Raw genomic sequence first — 17,448 nt, 5'->3', positions numbered from 1 at the left:
ATCAGCCCGCCGACGTCCGATACATTGCGGACAAGGCGCCCGCCACACCCAGGCTGCGCAACAACTGCGCAGCCGTGCCCACCACCCGCACGAACCGCGGCTCCTGGCCGAGGCCACCGAACACCGGCTCAAACCCCGTCATGACGCCTGCCCACGCCATCATCGCGGCGGGCCCCTCGCCCGCCTGCCGCGCTGCCTGTTCGGCCTGTTCATACCGATGCGCCAGCGCGTCGGCCATCGGATCCTGAATCTCGTAGACGCACCCGGCCTCATCCTGCCCACGCAGGAAAAGAAGCCACCCGGCCACCGCCAACGCAAGACCTGGGATCGGCGCCCCCGCCGCCAGCCGGGCGCGCACGGTGCCCAGCAGCCGCTGCGGCAACTTCTGCGAGCCATCCATCGCGATCTGCCGCGTCTGGTGCTTGAGCGCCGGATTGGCGAATCGCAGCAATAGCCCCTGCCGGTACTGCTCAACATCCAGGCCCGGCAGTGGCGGCAGCGTCGGTTCGATCTCCTGACGCATCAGCTCGCCCAGGAATCGCCGCATGGCGGGCCGCGCCATCGCCTCGTCCACGGCGACCCACCCCGCCAGCACCGACAGATACGCCAGCGCCGAATGCGCGCCGTTGACCATGCGCAGTTTCAGCGTCTCGAACGGCGCGGCGTCCGCCACGAAACGCGCGCCGCCCACCGCCCAGTCCGGCCGGCCCGCCGCGAAGCGGTCTTCAACAACCCATTCCAGATAGGGCTCGGCCACCACCGGCCAGGCATCGCGCACGCCCAGTGCCGCAGCGATCTCCTGCCGATCGGCGTCCGTCGTGCGGGGCACGATGCGGTCGACCATCGAGCAGGGAAACGTGCACGCCGACGCGATCCAGTCCGCCAACGCGGGATCGACGCGCGCCGCGAACGTAAGCACCAGCGCCCGCAGCAGGTGGCCGTTGGCCGGCAGGTTGTCCAGCGACAAGACCGTGATGGGCGGCAGGCCCATCGCGCGGCGGCGCTGCAGGCCGTGCACCACAAACCCGATGACGCCACACGGCGACTCCGGGTTCGCGAGGTCATGCACGATGTCGGGATGATCCAGATTCAGCCTGCCGCTGGCGGGATCATGGCAATAGCCCTTCTCGGTGACGGTGATGCTGACGATGCGCGTGCCGTGCGCGGCGATACGCGCCAGCACGGCTTGCGGATCCTCAGGCGCCACCAGCGTTTCAAGCAGGCAGCCGATGACGCTCACGCGTTGCCGCGACGCCCCGCTGCCATCGGCATCGCGCAGCGCCAACGCATACAAGCCGTCCTGCGGCGCCAACGCATCGCGCGTGTCGGCGTGACGCAGCGAGACGCCGCAAATGCCCCAGTCCGGCCCGGCCCCGGCGCGCAACGCCGCGTCGTTCACCGCCGCCAGATGCGCACGCGCGAACGCGCCCAGGCCCAGATGCACGATGCCGTTGCGAAGCGAGTCCCGGTCATATCCCGGCCGCGCCACCTGCGCAGGCAGGCCGTCCAGCAAGGCCGCGTTCAGCCGGCCGCCATCGCCTACCAGTTCCATAGCGTGCCGTCGTGCTGCAGCCGGTTCACGGGCAGATAGGCACGCTGATACGGATATCGCGCCGCCAGCTTCTCGTCGATGTCGACACCATGGCCGGGCGCCTCGCCCGGATACAGCATGCCATGCTCGAACGTATAGGAATGGGGAAACACGGCATCGGTCTCGTCGGTGTGCCGCATGTACTCCTGAATGCCGAAGTTCGGGACCCACAGATCAAAGTGCAGCGCCGCGCCCATGCAGACCGGCGACAGGTCCGTGGCGCCGTGGCAGCCGGTGCGCACCTGGTACAGCGACGCCATGTCGGCAATGCGGCGCAGATGCGTGATGCCGCCGGCGTGCACGACCGTGGTGCGGATGTAGTCGATGAGCTGGTTCTGCACCAGGTCCTTGCAGTCCCAGATCGTGTTGAAGATTTCGCCCACCGCCAGCGGCGTGGTGGTGTGCTGGCGGATCAGCCGGAAGGCTTCCTGGTTCTCGGCGGGCGTGGCGTCTTCCATCCAGAAGAGGCTGTACGGCTCCAGCGACTTGCCCAGCCGCGCCGCCTCGATGGGCGTCAGGCGGTGATGCACGTCGTGCAGCAGATGGTGTTCGAACCCCAGCTTCTCGCGGATGCGTTCGAACAATTGCGGCGCGTGGCGCAGATACTTTTCGGTGGACCAGTCGTGCTCGCTGGGCAGGTCCGCGTCGGCGGGCTCGTAGAACAACGTGCCGCGGCCCACGCCGTACACCTTTTCCAATCCCGGCACGCCGCTTTGCGCGCGGATGGCGCGATAGCCCATGTCGGCGTAGCGCAGCACTTCATCGACCGTGTGCTCGATGTCCGAGCCGTTGGCGTGGCCGTAGACCATCACGCCGCTGCGGCTCTTGCCGCCCAGCAACTGGTACAGCGGCAGGCCGGCGGCCTTTGCCTTCAGATCCCACAGCGCCGTGTCCACGCCGGCAATGGCCGTCATCGTGACCGGCCCGCGCCGCCAGTACGCGCCCTTGTACAGGTACTGCCAGATGTCCTCGATCTGATGCGCGTCGCGCCCGATCAGGCAGGGGATGACGTGCTCGGTCAGGTAGGCGGCCACCGCCAGTTCGCGCCCGTTCAGCGTCGCATCGCCAATGCCGGTCAGGCCCTGGTCGGTTTCGATCTTCAGGGTCACGAAGTTGCGGCCCGGAGAACAGACAATCACGCGTGCATTCGTAATCTTCATCTTGGACTTCCGGCTACAGGAAAGGGACGGCCGCACGAGGCGGCCGCAGGATCAGAACGTCACCATCACTTTCATTGCCTGGTTGCGATCGCCCGCCAGCGCAAAGGCGTCATGCACGCGCGCGACGGGCACCGCGGCCGTCAGCAGCGGCGACACGTCCACCAGGCCGCGCGCCAGGCAATCGACGGCCATCGCGTACTCGTCCACGAAGCGGAAGCTGCCGATGCACGACAGGCTCTTGACCATGATCTGGTTGAACGGGCAATCCGCGCTGCTGCCGGACAGCGTTCCGACCGTCACGACGACGCCCCGCGGACGCGCCGCGCGCAGGCAGCTTGCCAGGCCGGCATAACTGCCCGACGCCTCGAAGCACACGTCCACCGAGCCCTTGCCCGCGGCCAGCGCGTCCAGCGCGCCGGGATCGGTGGCCACATTGATGGTTTGCGACGCGCCCACCCGCGCGCACGCCGCCAGCGTCTGGTCCACGATGTCCACCACGATCACCCGGCTGGCGCCCGCCAGGCGCGCCGCCATCAGGATCAATGCGCCGATCGGACCCGCGCCCACCACCATGGCCGTCTTGCCCAGCAGCGATCCCGCGCTGCGCACCGCGTGCAGGGCAACGGCCAGCGGCTCGCCAAAGGCGGCCAGTTCATACGACAGCGAATCCGGCACCGGCACGCATTGCCGCTCGTCCACCACCACCTCTTCACGCATCGCGCCCTGCATGTGCGGAAAGCGGCTGGCGCTGCCGAAGAAATGCACCGACTCGCAATGATTCGAATCGCCCTGCCGGCAATAGCGGCACACGCCGCAGGTCCGCGCCGGATCCAGTGCCACACGGTCGCCGGGCTGGACCGCCGTCACGTCCGCGCCCACCTCCAGCACCTGCCCCGACGCCTCGTGGCCCGGCGTCAACGGTTCGCGGATGACGAAATCGCCCACCCGGCCATGCCGGTAGTAATGCAGGTCCGATCCGCAGATGCCCACGGCCTTGACGCCGACGCGCACCTGCGACGGCCCCAAGGGCTGCGGGGCCGAAGTGTCCAGGCGCAGGTCCTGCGCCCCGTGGATCATGCAGTTCAGCATCAGCGCCACCCCTGTGCAAATTCGCCGATCACCCGTTCCAGGTGATCGCGCATCGCCTGCCGCGCCTCCTGCGCATCGCGGGCCACCAGCGCGCCGAAGATGCGCTGATGATCGGCCTGCGACGCCTGGCGCAAGGCCTGCGTATGGAAATGCTGTTCCATCTTTTCCCAGACCGGCCCCCGGGCCTGATCCCACATCGACGTCACCGTCGCCAGCAGCACGCTGTTGCCGGTGGATTGGGCGATGCACAGATGAAAGCGGCGGTCGGCCTCGGCGTTGGCGTCCTTGTCCGTCATCCGGTCGCGCATGGCCGTCAGCGCCTCGAAGATGCGGTCCAGGTCCGCGTCGGTGCGGGTGGAGGCCGCCAGCGCGGCGATCTCGGATTCGATCAGGCAGCGCGCGCGCAGCAGTTCGAAGGGTCCGGCGCCCGCCTCCGGCATCGCAGACGGACGGTTCGCGTCCGGTTCGCAGACATAGATGCCCGATCCGCCGCGCACTTCCACCACGCCCTGCAGCTCCAGCGCAATGATGGCCTCGCGCACCGACGTACGGCTGACGTCGAAGCGCTCGGCCAGCGCGCGCTCGGCCGGCAGGCGCTGGCCTGCGGCAAATTCCCCCTGCGCCACCAGCGCGTGGATCTGCGCGGCCAGCCGCAGATAGCCGCGGTCTGACGCAGTGCGGCCGGTAAACACGTCGGGCTTGGAGAGCGATTGCAACGTCATGACGCCTCAAATTGGTCTGACCAAATCGTATTTGGTCCACCAATTTGCGCCATCGTGGTTTTCCACTACGCGCGGCGAAGCAGGCCCCTCGACAGTCCCCACGAAGCCCCTGTATAGATACGGATCAACCGATAGCCAAGGAAAAGCGACATGCCCAGCACGACCGACCAGCCCTTGCCCGCCAACCTGGCGGACCTGACCGTCACCGAGGCGGCGGCACGCATCCGCGAGGGCCGCCTCACCAGCGTTGCGCTGACCCAGGCCTGCCTGGACCGCATCGACGCCCGCCAGGACCTGAACGCGTTCATCACCGTCGACCGCGACGGCGCGCTGGCGCAGGCGCGCGCCTACGATGCGGCGCCCGGCCACGGCCCGCTGGGCGGCGTGCCCATCGCCATCAAGGACAACATCCACGTCGCGGGGCTTCCAAACACGGCCGGCACACCGGCGCTCAAGGACTTCCGCCCCGCCGAGGATGCGCCCGTCGTGCAGCGGCTGCGCGAAGCTGGCGCCGTCATCCTGGGCAAGACCAACATGCATGAATTGGCGTTCGGCGTGTCCGGCTTCAACACCGCCTTCCCCGGCCCGGATGGCGATGGCACGCGCAACGCCTACGACGCGCGCCTGATCGCTGGCGGCTCGTCATCGGGCAGCGGCGCAGCGGTCGGCGCGCGGCTGGCGCCCGCCGCGCTGGGCACCGACACTGGCGCCTCGGTGCGCCTGCCCGCCTCGGTGAACGGCGCCGCCGGCTTCCGCGCCACCGTGGGCCGGTACGACGGCGCGGGCATCACCCCCATTTCTCACACGCGCGACACACCCGGCCCCATCGCCAACGGCATGGCCGACATCGTGCTGCTGGATTCGATTCTCACGGGCCAGACCGAGCCGCTGGCGCCCCTGCCGCCCGAAGGCATTCGCCTGGGCCTGGCGACGTACTTTTGGGCCGACCTCGATCCCGAAGTCCAGGCGGTTTCCGAAGCCGCCTTGAGCAAGCTGCGCGCGGCCGGTGTAACGCTGGTGCACTTGGACATGCCCGACCTGCCCGCCGCCAACGCGGCCGTCGGCATGCCGCTATGCCTGTTTGAGCAGAAGCCCGACCTGACGGCCTATCTGGCGCGCTATCACGTGGGCGTGAGCTTTGACGAAGTGGTCGCGCAGATTTCCAGCCCGGACGTGAAAGGCATCTTCGACAACCTGATCGTGCCGGCCGTGCTGCCCACGCCGGACGGCCAGATCCTGCCATTGCAGCCGCTGTATGAACACGCCATCGCAGGCGGCCGGCACGAACTCATCGAGGTCTATCGCCGCGCCTTCCAGGAACACGCGCTGGACGGTTTGCTGTTTCCGACGGTGCCGGTCCCGCCGCCCGCCGCCACGCCCGAGGCCAGCAGCTTCGAGACCTTCGCCCGTCTGGCGCGCAACGTGGATCCCGGCAGCAACGCGGGCCTGCCCGGCCTGAGCGTGCCGGCCGGGCTGTCGAATCAAGGTCTGCCGGTGGGATTGGAGATCGACGGCCTGCCGGGCGAGGACCGCAAGGTGCTCGCGATCGGCGTGGCCATCGAGAAGATACTGGGGCGCATCGCCGCGCCCCGGCGGTAGGCGCGTCAGCCCAGGTTGGGCGCCAGCGTGCGCTTGAGGTCTTCGAGGCTGCGGCCGCTGCGGCGGGCGTAATCTTCGAGCTGGTCCTGGCCGATGACACCCACGTTGAAGTATTGCGACTGCGGGTGGCTGAAGTAAAAGCCCGACACGCTGGACGCCGGGTACATGGCATAGCTGTCCGTCAGCATCATGCCGATGTCCTCGCCGTCCAGCACGCGGAACATGTCGGTCTTCACGACGTGTTCCGGGCAGGCCGGATAGCCTGGCGCCGGGCGGATACCCACGTACTTCTCGGCAATCATGTCCTCGTTGGACAGGGCCTCGTCGGGCGCGTAGCCCCACAAGTCCTGGCGCACGCGCGCGTGCAGGCATTCGGCAAAGGCTTCGGCCAGGCGGTCCGCCAGCGACTTGAGCATGATGCTGGAGTAGTCGTCCAGCGCCTTCTCGAATTCCGCTTCCTTCTTCTCGATGCCCAGACCGGCCGTGACGGCGAACATGCCGACGTAGTCGAGCTTGCCGCTGGACTTGGGCGCGATGAAGTCGGACAGCGACTTGTTGCTGACGCCTTCGCGCTTGGCGCCCTGCTGGCGCAGGTTGCGGTACGTGAACAGCACCTCGCTGCGGGTCTCGTCCTTGTAGACCTCGATGTCTTCGTCATTGACGGTGTTGGCCGGATAGAAGCCCACGACGCCGTTGGCGGTAAGCCAGCGGCCTTCGACGATGCGCTTCATCATGGCCTGGCCGTCGGCAAAGACCTTGCGCGCCTGCTCGCCCACCACCTTGTCTTGCAGGATGGCGGGGTACGGGCCGAAGAGACTCCACGTCTGGAAGAACGGGCCCCAATCCACGTACTTCGCGATCTCGGCCAGGTCGTAGCTCTTGAAGGTGCGGCGGCCAATGAACTTGGGGCGCGGCGGCGTGTAGTTGTCCCAGTCGATGGCCGGACGCGAGGCGCGCGCCTCGGCCAGCGGCAGGATCGGCGTCGCCTTGCGGTTGGCGTGGCGGCGGCGCACGTCTTCGTATTCCTCGGCCAACTCCGTCAGATAGGCTTCCGACTGGTCCGACATCAGGTTGGTGGCCACGCCCACCGACCGGCTGGCGTCCGGCACGTAGATGACCGGGCCTTCGTAATTGGGCGCGATCTTGACGGCGGTGTGCACGCGGCTGGTGGTGGCGCCGCCGATCATCAGCGGCACCTTGCGGCTGCGGAAATACTCGTCGCGCTGCATTTCCGACGCCACGTACGCCATCTCTTCCAGGCTGGGCGTGATCAGGCCGGACAGGCCGACGATGTCGGCGTTCTCTTCCTTGGCCTTTTCCAGAATCTGCGCGCAGGGCACCATCACGCCCATGTTCACGACTTCGAAGTTGTTGCACTGCAGGACCACCGACACGATGTTCTTGCCGATGTCGTGCACGTCGCCCTTCACGGTGGCGATGACGATCTTGCCCTTGGCGCGCACGTCGCCGCCCGCGGCCGCGATCTGGCGCTTTTCTTCCTCGATGAACGGAATCAGGTGCGCCACGGCCTGCTTCATGACGCGGGCGGATTTCACCACCTGCGGCAGGAACATCTTGCCTTCGCCGAACAGGTCGCCGACGACGTTCATGCCGTCCATCAGCGGGCCTTCGATCACTTCGATGGGCCGGCCGCCGCGCGCTTCGATCTTCTGGCGCACCTCTTCGGTGTCTTCCACGATGAAGGCCGTGATGCCGTGCACCAGCGCGTGCGACAGGCGCTGCTCGACTTCGGCCTGGCGCCAGGCCAGGTCTTCTTCCTTCTTGGCGCCGCTGCCCTTTACGGTGTCGGCAAACTGCACCAGGCGTTCGGTGGGCGTGCGCTCGTCGGCAGGATCCGTCTTGCCGACGGGCTCGGGGCGGTCCAGCACCACGTCTTCCACCAGATCGCGCAGCGTGGCGTCCAGGTCGGCATACACGCCCAGCTGGCCGGCGTTGACGATGCCCATCGTCATGCCTTCCTTGACCGCGTAATACAGGAACACGGTGTGGATGGCCTCGCGCATCGGCTCGTTGCCGCGGAACGAGAAGCTGACGTTGGACACGCCGCCCGAGATGCGCGCGTGCGGCAGGTTCTCGCGGATCCAGCGCGTGCCTTCGATGAAGTCCACGGCGTAGTGGTTGTGCTCGTCGATGCCGGTGGCGACCGCGAAGACGTTCGGGTCGAAGATGATGTCTTCCGGCGGGAAGCCCTCTTCCTCGACCAGGATCTTGTAGGCGCGGCCGCAGATTTCCTTGCGGCGCTCCAGCGTGTCGGCCTGGCCCAGCTCGTCGAACGCCATCACCACGACCGCGGCGCCGTAGCGGCGGCACAGGCGGGCATGGTGGCGGAACGGCTCCAGCCCTTCCTTCATGGAGATCGAGTTCACGACGGCCTTGCCCTGCACGCACTTCAGGCCGGTCTCGATGACTTCCCACTTCGAGCTGTCGATCATGACCGGCACGCGCGCGATGTCGGGCTCGGACGCGATCAGGTTCAGGAAGCGGTGCATGCACGCCACCGAATCCAGCATGGCCTCGTCCATGTTGATGTCGATGATCTGCGCGCCGTTCTCGACCTGCTGACGGGCCACCGCCAGCGCCTCGTCGTATTTCTCTTCGCGGATCAGGCGGGCAAACATCTTGCTGCCCGTCACGTTGGTGCGTTCGCCCACGTTGACGAACAGCGTGTCCTCGTCGATGTTCAGGGGCTCCAGGCCCGACAGGCGGGTCTTGACGGCAATTTCGGGCACGACGCGCGGCGTCAGCACCGTGACTTTCTCGGCAATCGCGCGGATGTGGTCCGGCGTGGTGCCGCAGCAGCCGCCCGACATGTTCACCAGACCCGCACGCGCAAATTCCTCGAGCAGGGCCGAGGTGTCGGCCGGCGTCTCGTCAAAGCCGGTCTCGGCCATGGGGTTGGGCAGGCCGGCGTTGGGGTACACGCAGACGTAGGTGTCGCAGATCTTGGACAGCTCGGCCACGTAGGGGCGCATCAGCGCGGCGCCCAGCGCGCAGTTCAGGCCGACGGTGACGGGACGCGCGTGGCGCACCGAGTTCCAGAAGGCCTCGACCGTCTGGCCGGACAGGATGCGGCCGGACGCGTCGGTCACCGTGCCGGAGATCATCACCGGCAGGCGGATGCCGCGTTCCTCGAACACTTCTTCGGTGGCGAAGATAGCCGCCTTGGCGTTCAGCGTGTCGAAGATGGTTTCGATCAGGACGATGTCGATGCCGCCATCCAAGAGGCCGTTGAGCTGCTCGATGTAAGCGACGCGCAGCTCGTCGAACGTGACGTTGCGCGCGCCCGGGTCGTTCACGTCCGGCGAAATGGAAGCCGTCTTGGGCTGCGGGCCCAGCGCGCCCGCCACGAAGCGCGGCTTGTCTGGCGTGCTGTAGGCATCACAGGCCTCGCGCGCCAGTTGCGCCGACACCAGGTTCAGCTCGTAGGCCAGTTCAGGCAGGTCGTAGTCGCCCTGGGCGATCGTGGTGGCGCCGAAGGTGTTGGTCTCGATGACGTCGGCGCCCGCGTCCAGGTACTGGCGGTGGATCTCCGAGATGACGTCGGGCCGCACCAGCGACAGCAGCTCGTTGTTGCCCTTCACGTCCTTGCCGTGCTCGGCAAAGCGCTCGCCGCGAAAGTCCGCTTCGCCCAGCTTGTAGCGCTGGATCATGGTGCCCATGGCGCCGTCCAGGATCAGGATGCGCTTGCCCAGCAGGCGGGCAAAGTCGCCGCCGCGGGTATAGGCTTCGGGAGGGTACGGCAGGCGGGGATACGACACGATCAGGTCCGGATTAGGTTGGCCACGGCAGCGCGGATGTGGCTAAAACGCGAAAAACGCCGAAAAAACAAGCCCTGATCGTAACAAAATGGGCCTTCGCGCGCCTCACGGTGATACAGTTTCGGCCCCGAACCGGTGCTTTCGGCGCATCAGGTTGGGCAAGGACGCAACACTTGCCCGCCGCGAGCGAAAGATAAACGGGAAACAGGAAGACGCCCCACGCGGCGCCGCGCCGCCCAAAAGGCCGCCGCGGCTGTCTGCCAGTCCAGCCTGTGCTGCCCCCGCAACGGTCCCCATGCGCGCCTGGCGCCCATGGCAGCCCGATACCGGCCTGTTCGCTCGTCAGGATGCCTGTTTCCCGCCGCCCGGCCTTTCGGCCCGCCCGGCGCGCCGGCATCCTTCCCATCGTGAATGGCCTGCGGGGTCGCGGGCTGCACCGAGGTCTTGTAGATGAAAGCCCGCTCCATCCGGCGCTATGCCGGCGCCCTGCTCTGTTCCGCTCCGGCCATCGCCGCCGCCCAGCAAACCGCTCCCGCCACGTCCGAACTCGACAGCATCACCGTCACCGCCCAGCGCGTGCCCACCGACGGCCGCACGCTGCCGGTGTCGATCTCGGTGATCACCGCCCAGGACATCGCGGCCAGCAGCGCCCGCACCATGCAGGACCTGCTGTCCACGCAGGCCGGCATCAACCTGATCAACACCAGCAGCTCCAGCGACAACGCCATCGTCGACCTGCGCGGCTTCGGCATCACGGGCGCGAGCAACACGCTCATCCTGATCGACGGCGTCAAGCAGAACACCAACGACCTGTCGGCGCCCAGCCTGGGCGTGGTGCCGCTGGACCAGGTCGAACGCATTGAAATCGTGCGCGGCAGCGGCTCCGTGCAATACGGCGGCGGCACCACCGGCGGCGTGATCAACATCATCACCCGCTCCGACTTCACGAAGGAACCCGTGGCCGCCCGCGCCACCGCCACCTTCGGCAGCTACGGTCTGCGCCAATACGACGCGGCCGTCTCGATGAACAACGAGAAGGTGGGCGTGGACGCCTACATGCAGTCGCTGCACAGCGACGGCTACCGCGACAACAGCGGCGAACGCCGCGAAGGCGGCGGCGGCGGCATCACGTTCCGCCACGACGACGGTTCGATCCGCCTGTACGGCCGCACCACCACGCAGAAGCTGGAACTGCCCGGCCCGCGCACGATCAACCCGTTCACGGGCGTGAACGAATTCCAGGACGATCCGCGCGGCTCGAAGAACGACGTCGATTACGTCAAGACCACGACCACCACGTTTGGTCTGCAACTTGAGCAGGCCATCGGCGCCGGCGTGCTGTATTCGGACCTGTCGACCCGCGAAAAGAAGCTCAGCGGCCTGACCTATGACGGGTTCGGCGACACGCTGCGCGACCAGAAGCTGGAAGAGAACATCGCCAGCGTGCGCTACCGCCTGCCGATCAACGGCGGCCACAGCGTCGTCTTCGGCGCCGATGCGCAGGAAGCCAAGACCACCGCCGACCAGAACGCCTACTACGACTTCGAACCGTCGAAGTGGCAGTCGCGCCAGCACCAGTACGGCCTGTTTGCCGAAGGCCAGATCCGTGCCACCGACAGCACCTACATCACGGCGGGCGTGCGCCGCCAGTACGCGTCCGACGACCTGGAAGTGATTTCGGGCTCCGGCACGCCGTCCGACCGCAGCCACCACCTGACCGCGTGGCAGCTGGGCGTGCGCCAGGACCTGGCCGGCGGCTTCGGCCTGTACGGCAAAGTCGGCCGCAGCTTCCGCCTGCCCAACGCCGACGAACTGCTGTCCGTCCAGTCGCCGCTGGCCCCGCAGACGTCCACCGACAAGGAAATCGGCGTCACCTGGCAGTCGGCCAGCAGCAGCGCGCGTCTGTCGTACTTCCACTATGACCTGACCAACGAGATCCAGTACAACCCGCTGGCCGACGGCCTGTGGGGCCCGGGCACGGGCGCCAACACCAACCTGGATCCGACCCGCCGCCAGGGCATCGAGCTTGAAGGCCACACCGCGCTGTCCAGCAGCGTCAGCGTGGACGCCAACCTGACCTGGATGGAAGCGCAGTTCCGCTCCGGCACCTACGCCGGCGTGGACCTCGCCGGCAAGACCGTGCCGCTGGCGCCCAAGTGGCTGGCCAACGCCGGCGTGACGTGGCGCCCCACCGATGCGTTCCTGTGGAACGTGTCGGCGCAATACGTGGGCAAGTCGCGCATGGACAACGACCAGGCCAATCAGTTCGACAAGGAACTGGACGCGTACGTGCTGTTCAACACCAAGATCGCTTACAAGTTCACCCGCAACATCGAAGGCGCGGTGGGCGTGAACAACATCTTCGACCGCCAGTACGCCACGTACGGCATCCGCGGCGGCAACGCCTCGTTCGAAATGCTGGGTCCCGTCGCGAACTACAGCCTGTACCCCGCCCCCGGCCGCAACTTCTACGCGTCGCTCACGCTACGCTACTGATTGCCGCTTTGCGGACAGGGCCTGCCGGTCTGAGCCTTTGTTAAGGCTCAGGGTCCGCGCAGGCCCTTTTCTACATATGTGCCTACCCGACGGAGCCGCCGCATGACCTTTCAACGCGTCCTGACGACTGCCGGCGTTGCGCCGATGTTGGCATTGACACTGGCGCTATCCCCGCTGCTGGCCCACGGCGCACCCGCCATCCAGGTCCAGGACGACCGCGGCCGCACCGTCGCGCTGGACGCCCCCGCACGGCGCGCCGTCACGCTGGCGCCCCATGCCACCGAACTCATCTACGCCGCCGGCGCTGGCGGCTACATCATCGGCACCGTGCTCGGCAGCGACTACCCGGCCGCCGCCCGCGCGCTACCCATCATCGGCGACGGCACGCAGCCAGACGCCGAGCGCGTGGCCGCCGCCCGCCCCGACCTGCTGATCGCCTGGCAGCCGTCCGCCGCCGAACCCCTGGCACGCGTGATGGACAAGCTGGGCGTTCCCGTCTTCTACAGCGATCCGCTGACGCTCGCCGCCATCCCCGGCGCGGTCGAACGCATGGGCCAGCTGTTCGGCACCGAGCCCGTGGCGCAGGCCGCCGCACAGGACATGCGCGCCCGGCTGGATGCCCTGAAGGCGCGCTATGCCGGCCGGCGCCCGGTGCGCGTCTTCGTGCAGGCAGGCCTGGACCCCATCTACACCCTGAACGACACCAGCATCGTCAGCGACGCGCTGCGGCTGTGCGGCGGCGTCAACGTCTTCGGCCAGGCGCCCATCGTGGCCCCGCAGGTCACGCTGGAAGGCGTGCTGGCGGCCCGGCCCGAGGCCGTGCTGGCCGGCGTCTCGCGCCGCGAGGACACGCAGGCCAACCTGGCCGCGTGGCAGGCGATGGGCCTGCCCGCGGCGCGCCAGGGCCACGTATATGGCGTCGACGCCGACGCGCTCTACCGGCCCGGCCCCCGGCTGATCGACGCGGCCGAGACCCTCTGCGCCGACCTGGACCGGGTGCGTTGACGCGCGCGATCCGCAAATAGTGGAACGCGCAGGCCGGTGCCCGGCCCTGCCGTCCTGCGGACTGCTTTATCATTCGGCATCAGTCAGCCAGTCCCCCGCGGGCCTCGCATCGTGCGCGCCCGCCCTTTGAAGCACCGCCATGACCACACAAGACACTCTCACCATCGCCGGCCGCGCCTATTCGTCGCGCCTGCTCGTCGGAACCGGCAAGTACAAGGACTTCGAACAGACCCGCGCGGCCCTGGATGCCAGCGGCACGGAAATCGTCACCGTCGCCATCCGCCGCACCAACATCGGCCAGAACGCCGGTGAGCCGAACCTGCTGGACTACGTCCCCACGTCCAAATTCACGCTGCTGCCCAATACCGCCGGCTGCTACTCCGCCGACGACGCCGTGCGCACGCTGCGCCTGGCCCGCGAACTGCTGGACGGCCACGACCTCGTGAAGCTCGAAGTGCTGGGCGACCCGCACACGCTGTTCCCCAACATGCCCGAAACCCTCAAGGCCACCAAGACGCTGGTCGATGAAGGCTTCAAGGTCATGGTCTATTGCACTGACGATCCCATCCAGTGCCGCATGCTGGAAGACATGGGCGCCGTGGCCGTCATGCCGCTCGCCTCGCTGATCGGCTCGGGCATGGGCATCCTGAATCCCTGGAACCTGCGCCTCATCATCGACCAGGCCCGTGTGCCGGTCGTCGTCGACGCCGGCGTGGGCACCGCGTCCGACGCCGCCATCGCGATGGAACTGGGCTGCGACGCCGTGCTGATGAACACCGCCATCGCCGGCGCGCGCGACCCCATTCTGATGGCCAGCGCCATGAAAAAGGGCGTCGAAAGCGGCCGCGAGGCCTTCCTGGCCGGCCGCATGCCCAAGAAGCTGTACAGCGGCGCGCCCAGCTCGCCCACCGAAGGCCTGATCACCGGCGGTCCCGCGAAATGAACTCCCGCCAGCCGGCCGCCAGCGGCCGTCCCATCCCCAACGCGCTGACCATCGCCGGCGTCGACCCGTCCGGCGGCGCCGGCATCCTGGCCGACGTCAAGGCCATGAGCGCGCTGGGCGCCTACGGCTGCGCCATCATCGCCGCCCTCACCGCGCAGAACACCCAGGGCGTCACCGGCATCTCGCCGGTGCCGCCCGCCTTCGTCGGCCTGCAGATCGACACGCTGTTCACCGACGTGCGCATCGACGCGGTCAAGGTCGGCATGCTGGGCCAGCGGCCCGTCATCGAGGTCGTGGCCGAAAAGCTCGCCAAATGGACGCCCGCGCACGTCGTGCTCGACCCCGTCATGGTCGCCAAGAGCGGCGACCTGCTGCTTGAGAACGACGCCGTCGGCGCCATGCGCGAAGCCATGCTGCCCCTGACCACCCTGCTCACGCCCAACCTGCCCGAAGCCGGCGTGTTGCTCGAAGAGCGTCCCGTCGAGACCGTCAAGGAAATGCGGCGCGTCGCCGAACGCCTGCGCAACAAGCTGGCGCATTCTGGCGAGCGCTGGGTGCTGGTCAAGGGCGGACACCTGCCCGGCAGCGAAACCATCGACCTGCTGCACGACGGCGACCGCATGATCGAGCTGCCCGGCCACCGCATCGACACCGCCAACACGCACGGCACCGGCTGCACGCTGTCGGCCGCGCTGGCGGCGCTGCTGCCGCAAATCGGGGACGTACCGGAATCCGCCAAGCGCGCGAAGGCCTACCTGACTGAAGCCATCCGCCACGCCGAGCGCCTGTCGGTCGGCTCTGGCCACGGCCCGGTCCACCATTTCCACGGCTGGTGGTGAGCATCAGCCGGCCTGAAACATCTGCCGCACGGGCGCGCCGTCACAGGACGCTACGAATCGGTACAATGGCCCGTTGATTCCTCTGTTTTTTCTGACCGTCATGAACGCTTCGACCCTGCCCGACGTAGAACAAGCCCGCTTCAATATGGTGGAACAGCAGATCCGCCCGTGGGACGTCCTGGACGCCAACGTGCTGCAAGCGCTGTTCGATGTGCGCCGCGAACAATTCGTTCCGCCGGCCCTGCGCGGCCTCGCGTTTTCCGACCTGGAGCTCCCGCTCGAGATCAACGCGGTCAACACGCGCCAGACCATGCTCGCCCCCAAGGTCGAAGCCCGTCTCGCGCAGGAACTGCTGCTGACCAAGTCCGACTGTGTGCTCGAAATCGGCACCGGCTCGGGCTACCAGGCCGCCCTCCTGGGCTACCTGGCGCAACAGGTCACCTCCGTCGAAATCGACAGCCGCCTGGTGACCTTCGCGCAGCAGAACCTGCAGATGAACAACGTCACCAACGTCAAGGTCGAAACCGGCGACGCCCGCAACGGCTGGGGCTCCACCGAATACGACGCCATCCTGGTCACCGGTTCCGTGCCGGTCGTGCCGGACGCGCTGAAGTACCAGTTGCGCGTGGGCGGCCGCCTTGTCGTGGTGGTCGGCCAAAACCCCATCATGACGGCCTGTCGCATCACCCGCACCACCGCCGCCAGCTTCGAAACCGTCAAGCTCTTCGAAACGGTCATCAAGCCGTTGCGCGGCGTCACGGTGTCGCAGTTCAAGTTCTAACTCCGCGACCTCGCCGCCTTGCGCCCGGCCCCCATGGGGCCGGCGTCACGTCCGGCGGCCCGGCGTATCGTTGAAAGATCATGCGCGTCCGATCACTTACGGCTTTACTGGTTTTCACCTGCGCCGCAAGTGCCGGCCCGCTGACTGCGTCCGCCCAGAACCTGGTCCAGGTCTGGCAGGCCGCGCTGGGCAATGACCCCACCTACGCCGCCGCGCGCGCCAACTACCGCGCCGGCCTCGAAAAAGAACCCCAGGCCCGCGCCCTGCTGCTGCCCCTGATCACCGCCGAAGCCGGCGGCGCCTACCAGGAAACCCGCAGCACCCGCGGCCTGTCCTACGCCTACAGCGGCGGCCGCGGCGTTTGGGACCTGGCGCTCACCCAGCCGCTCTTCGACTGGGGCCGCTGGCAGAACTTCGAGCAATCCAAGCTCATCGTCGCCGACGTCGAAGTCCAGCTCCAGCAGGCCTACCAGGACCTCTTGCTACGCGTCGCCGACGCCTACTTCAACGTCCTGTACGCCCAGGACACCCTGACCGCCACCGAAGCCGAAAAAACCGCCGTCGCCGGCCAGCTTGAATCCGCCAAGCGCAACTTCGAACTCGGCAACGCCACCATCACCGACACGTACGAGGCCCAGTCCCGCTACGACCTCGTCGTCGCCCAGGAACTGCGCCTGCAGAACGACCTGGAAGTGCGCCGCGACGAACTCGCCAAAATCATCGGCACCCAGCCCGGCGCCCTGGCCGAACTGCCCTACGGCGTGCAACTGCCCGCCCCCCAGCCCGCCCGCATCGCCGACTGGAGCAACCAGGCCGAAACCTCCAGCCTCGAAGTCCTGCGCGCGCAACTGCTCACCCGCATCGCCGGCCGCGAAATCCAGATCGCCAAGAGCGGCCACTACCCCACCCTGAACCTGCGCGCCACCAGCGGCAGCGCCAGCGACGCCGTCATGCGCAACGCCGCCCCCGGCAAGCCCATCGACAACACCATCGGCGTGGTCCTCTCCATCCCCCTCTACTCCGGCGGCGGCGTCTCCTCGCAAGTCACGGAAAAGGTCGAACTGGAACAAAAGGCCCGCTACGACTTCGAAACCGCCCGCCGCCAGGCCGTCCAGGCCACGCGCCAGTACTACACCGGCGTCACCAGCGGCCTGGCCCGCATCCAGGCCCTGGAAGCCGGCGAAAAATCCAGCCGCGCCGCCGTAGAAGCCAACCGCACCGGCTACGAAGTCGGCGTGCGCATCAACCTGGACGTCCTGAACGCCCAGCAACAGCTCTACGCCACCCAACGCGACCTGGCCCTGGCCCGCTACAGCACGGTGCTCTCGGGCCTGCGTTTGAAGGCCACCAGCGGCATCCTGGCGGAATCGGATCTGGACGCCATCAACCGGCTGCTGCGCGCACCGCGCTGAGGGCGGCGCTGACGCCGCCACCAGCGCGCAAG

12 protein-coding genes are annotated in these 17,448 nt (G+C 67.7%); 7 read left to right on the top strand and 5 right to left on the bottom strand.

Annotated features, from left to right (window positions below; translation table 11 throughout):
- Nucleotide 1: 1 nt before the first annotated feature.
- Genes CLM73_RS02580 through CLM73_RS02565 form a run of 4 tightly spaced genes read right to left on the bottom strand, consistent with a single transcriptional unit; the run spans nucleotide 2 to nucleotide 4,562 of the window.
- Nucleotides 2-1,552 carry a mannitol dehydrogenase family protein gene (locus CLM73_RS02580; protein ID WP_105237192.1) on the bottom strand — a complete coding sequence of 517 codons (1,551 nt, stop codon included), beginning with the start codon at nucleotides 1,550-1,552 and terminating at the stop codon, nucleotides 2-4.
- The gene (manD, locus tag CLM73_RS02575) at nucleotides 1,540-2,751 is read right to left on the bottom strand and encodes a D-mannonate dehydratase ManD (protein ID WP_105237191.1); all 1,212 of its coding nucleotides are present in this window, start codon (nucleotides 2,749-2,751) and stop codon (nucleotides 1,540-1,542) included. Before manD ends, CLM73_RS02580 begins: the two co-directional genes overlap by 13 nt.
- A 51-nt stretch (nucleotides 2,752-2,802) precedes the next feature.
- Entirely contained in the window at nucleotides 2,803-3,840 is a 1,038-nt protein-coding gene (locus CLM73_RS02570) for an L-idonate 5-dehydrogenase (protein WP_105241354.1), read from the bottom strand.
- Complete coding sequence (locus CLM73_RS02565; protein WP_105237190.1) at nucleotides 3,840-4,562, bottom strand: FadR/GntR family transcriptional regulator; 723 nt, start codon at nucleotides 4,560-4,562, stop codon at nucleotides 3,840-3,842. The genes CLM73_RS02570 and CLM73_RS02565 overlap by 1 nt, the downstream gene beginning before the upstream one ends.
- A gap of 150 nt (nucleotides 4,563-4,712) precedes the next feature.
- Here CLM73_RS02565 and iaaH point away from each other — a divergent pair, with 150 nt between their 5' ends.
- Nucleotides 4,713-6,161 carry an indoleacetamide hydrolase gene (iaaH, locus tag CLM73_RS02560; RefSeq protein WP_105237189.1) on the top strand — a complete coding sequence of 483 codons (1,449 nt, stop codon included), beginning with the start codon at nucleotides 4,713-4,715 and terminating at the stop codon, nucleotides 6,159-6,161.
- A gap of 5 nt (nucleotides 6,162-6,166) precedes the next feature.
- Here iaaH and metH read toward each other — a convergent pair whose 3' ends face one another.
- Nucleotides 6,167-9,940 (bottom strand): methionine synthase, encoded by a 3,774-nt coding sequence (gene metH / locus CLM73_RS02555; protein WP_105237188.1) that lies wholly within the window; start codon nucleotides 9,938-9,940, stop codon nucleotides 6,167-6,169.
- A 450-nt stretch (nucleotides 9,941-10,390) separates the two neighbouring features.
- Between metH and CLM73_RS02550 the strand changes: the two genes are divergently transcribed.
- The 6 genes from CLM73_RS02550 to CLM73_RS02525 all read left to right on the top strand — a co-directional run bounded on the left by CLM73_RS02550 (nucleotide 10,391) and on the right by CLM73_RS02525 (nucleotide 17,416).
- Entirely contained in the window at nucleotides 10,391-12,436 is a 2,046-nt protein-coding gene (locus tag CLM73_RS02550; RefSeq protein ID WP_105237187.1) for a TonB-dependent receptor, read from the top strand.
- Between the two features lie 102 nt (nucleotides 12,437-12,538).
- Complete coding sequence (locus tag CLM73_RS02545; RefSeq protein ID WP_105237186.1) at nucleotides 12,539-13,441, top strand: cobalamin-binding protein; 903 nt, start codon at nucleotides 12,539-12,541, stop codon at nucleotides 13,439-13,441.
- Nucleotides 13,442-13,580: 139 nt separating this feature from the next.
- On the top strand, nucleotides 13,581-14,384 hold the full coding sequence (locus CLM73_RS02540; protein WP_056564704.1) for a thiazole synthase: 804 nt from the start codon (nucleotides 13,581-13,583) through the stop codon (nucleotides 14,382-14,384).
- Nucleotides 14,381-15,223 (top strand): bifunctional hydroxymethylpyrimidine kinase/phosphomethylpyrimidine kinase, encoded by an 843-nt coding sequence (gene thiD / locus CLM73_RS02535; protein WP_105237185.1) that lies wholly within the window; start codon nucleotides 14,381-14,383, stop codon nucleotides 15,221-15,223. The genes CLM73_RS02540 and thiD overlap by 4 nt, the downstream gene beginning before the upstream one ends.
- A 100-nt stretch (nucleotides 15,224-15,323) precedes the next feature.
- Nucleotides 15,324-16,004, top strand: coding sequence for a protein-L-isoaspartate O-methyltransferase family protein (locus tag CLM73_RS02530; RefSeq protein ID WP_056566894.1), 681 nt, complete (start codon nucleotides 15,324-15,326; stop codon nucleotides 16,002-16,004).
- A gap of 80 nt (nucleotides 16,005-16,084) precedes the next feature.
- Nucleotides 16,085-17,416: a TolC family outer membrane protein gene (locus CLM73_RS02525; protein ID WP_105237184.1), complete on the top strand. Its 1,332-nt coding sequence runs from the start codon at nucleotides 16,085-16,087 to the stop codon at nucleotides 17,414-17,416.
- The last annotated feature ends 32 nt before the right edge of the window (nucleotides 17,417-17,448 follow it).

Source organism: Achromobacter spanius (genome assembly GCF_002966795.1).
In the GTDB taxonomy this organism is placed as follows: Bacteria; Pseudomonadota; Gammaproteobacteria; order Burkholderiales; family Burkholderiaceae_B; genus Achromobacter; species Achromobacter spanius_D.
Note: the sequence above shows the minus strand (reverse complement) of the source record. Positions and strands in the feature narration are given on the sequence as shown.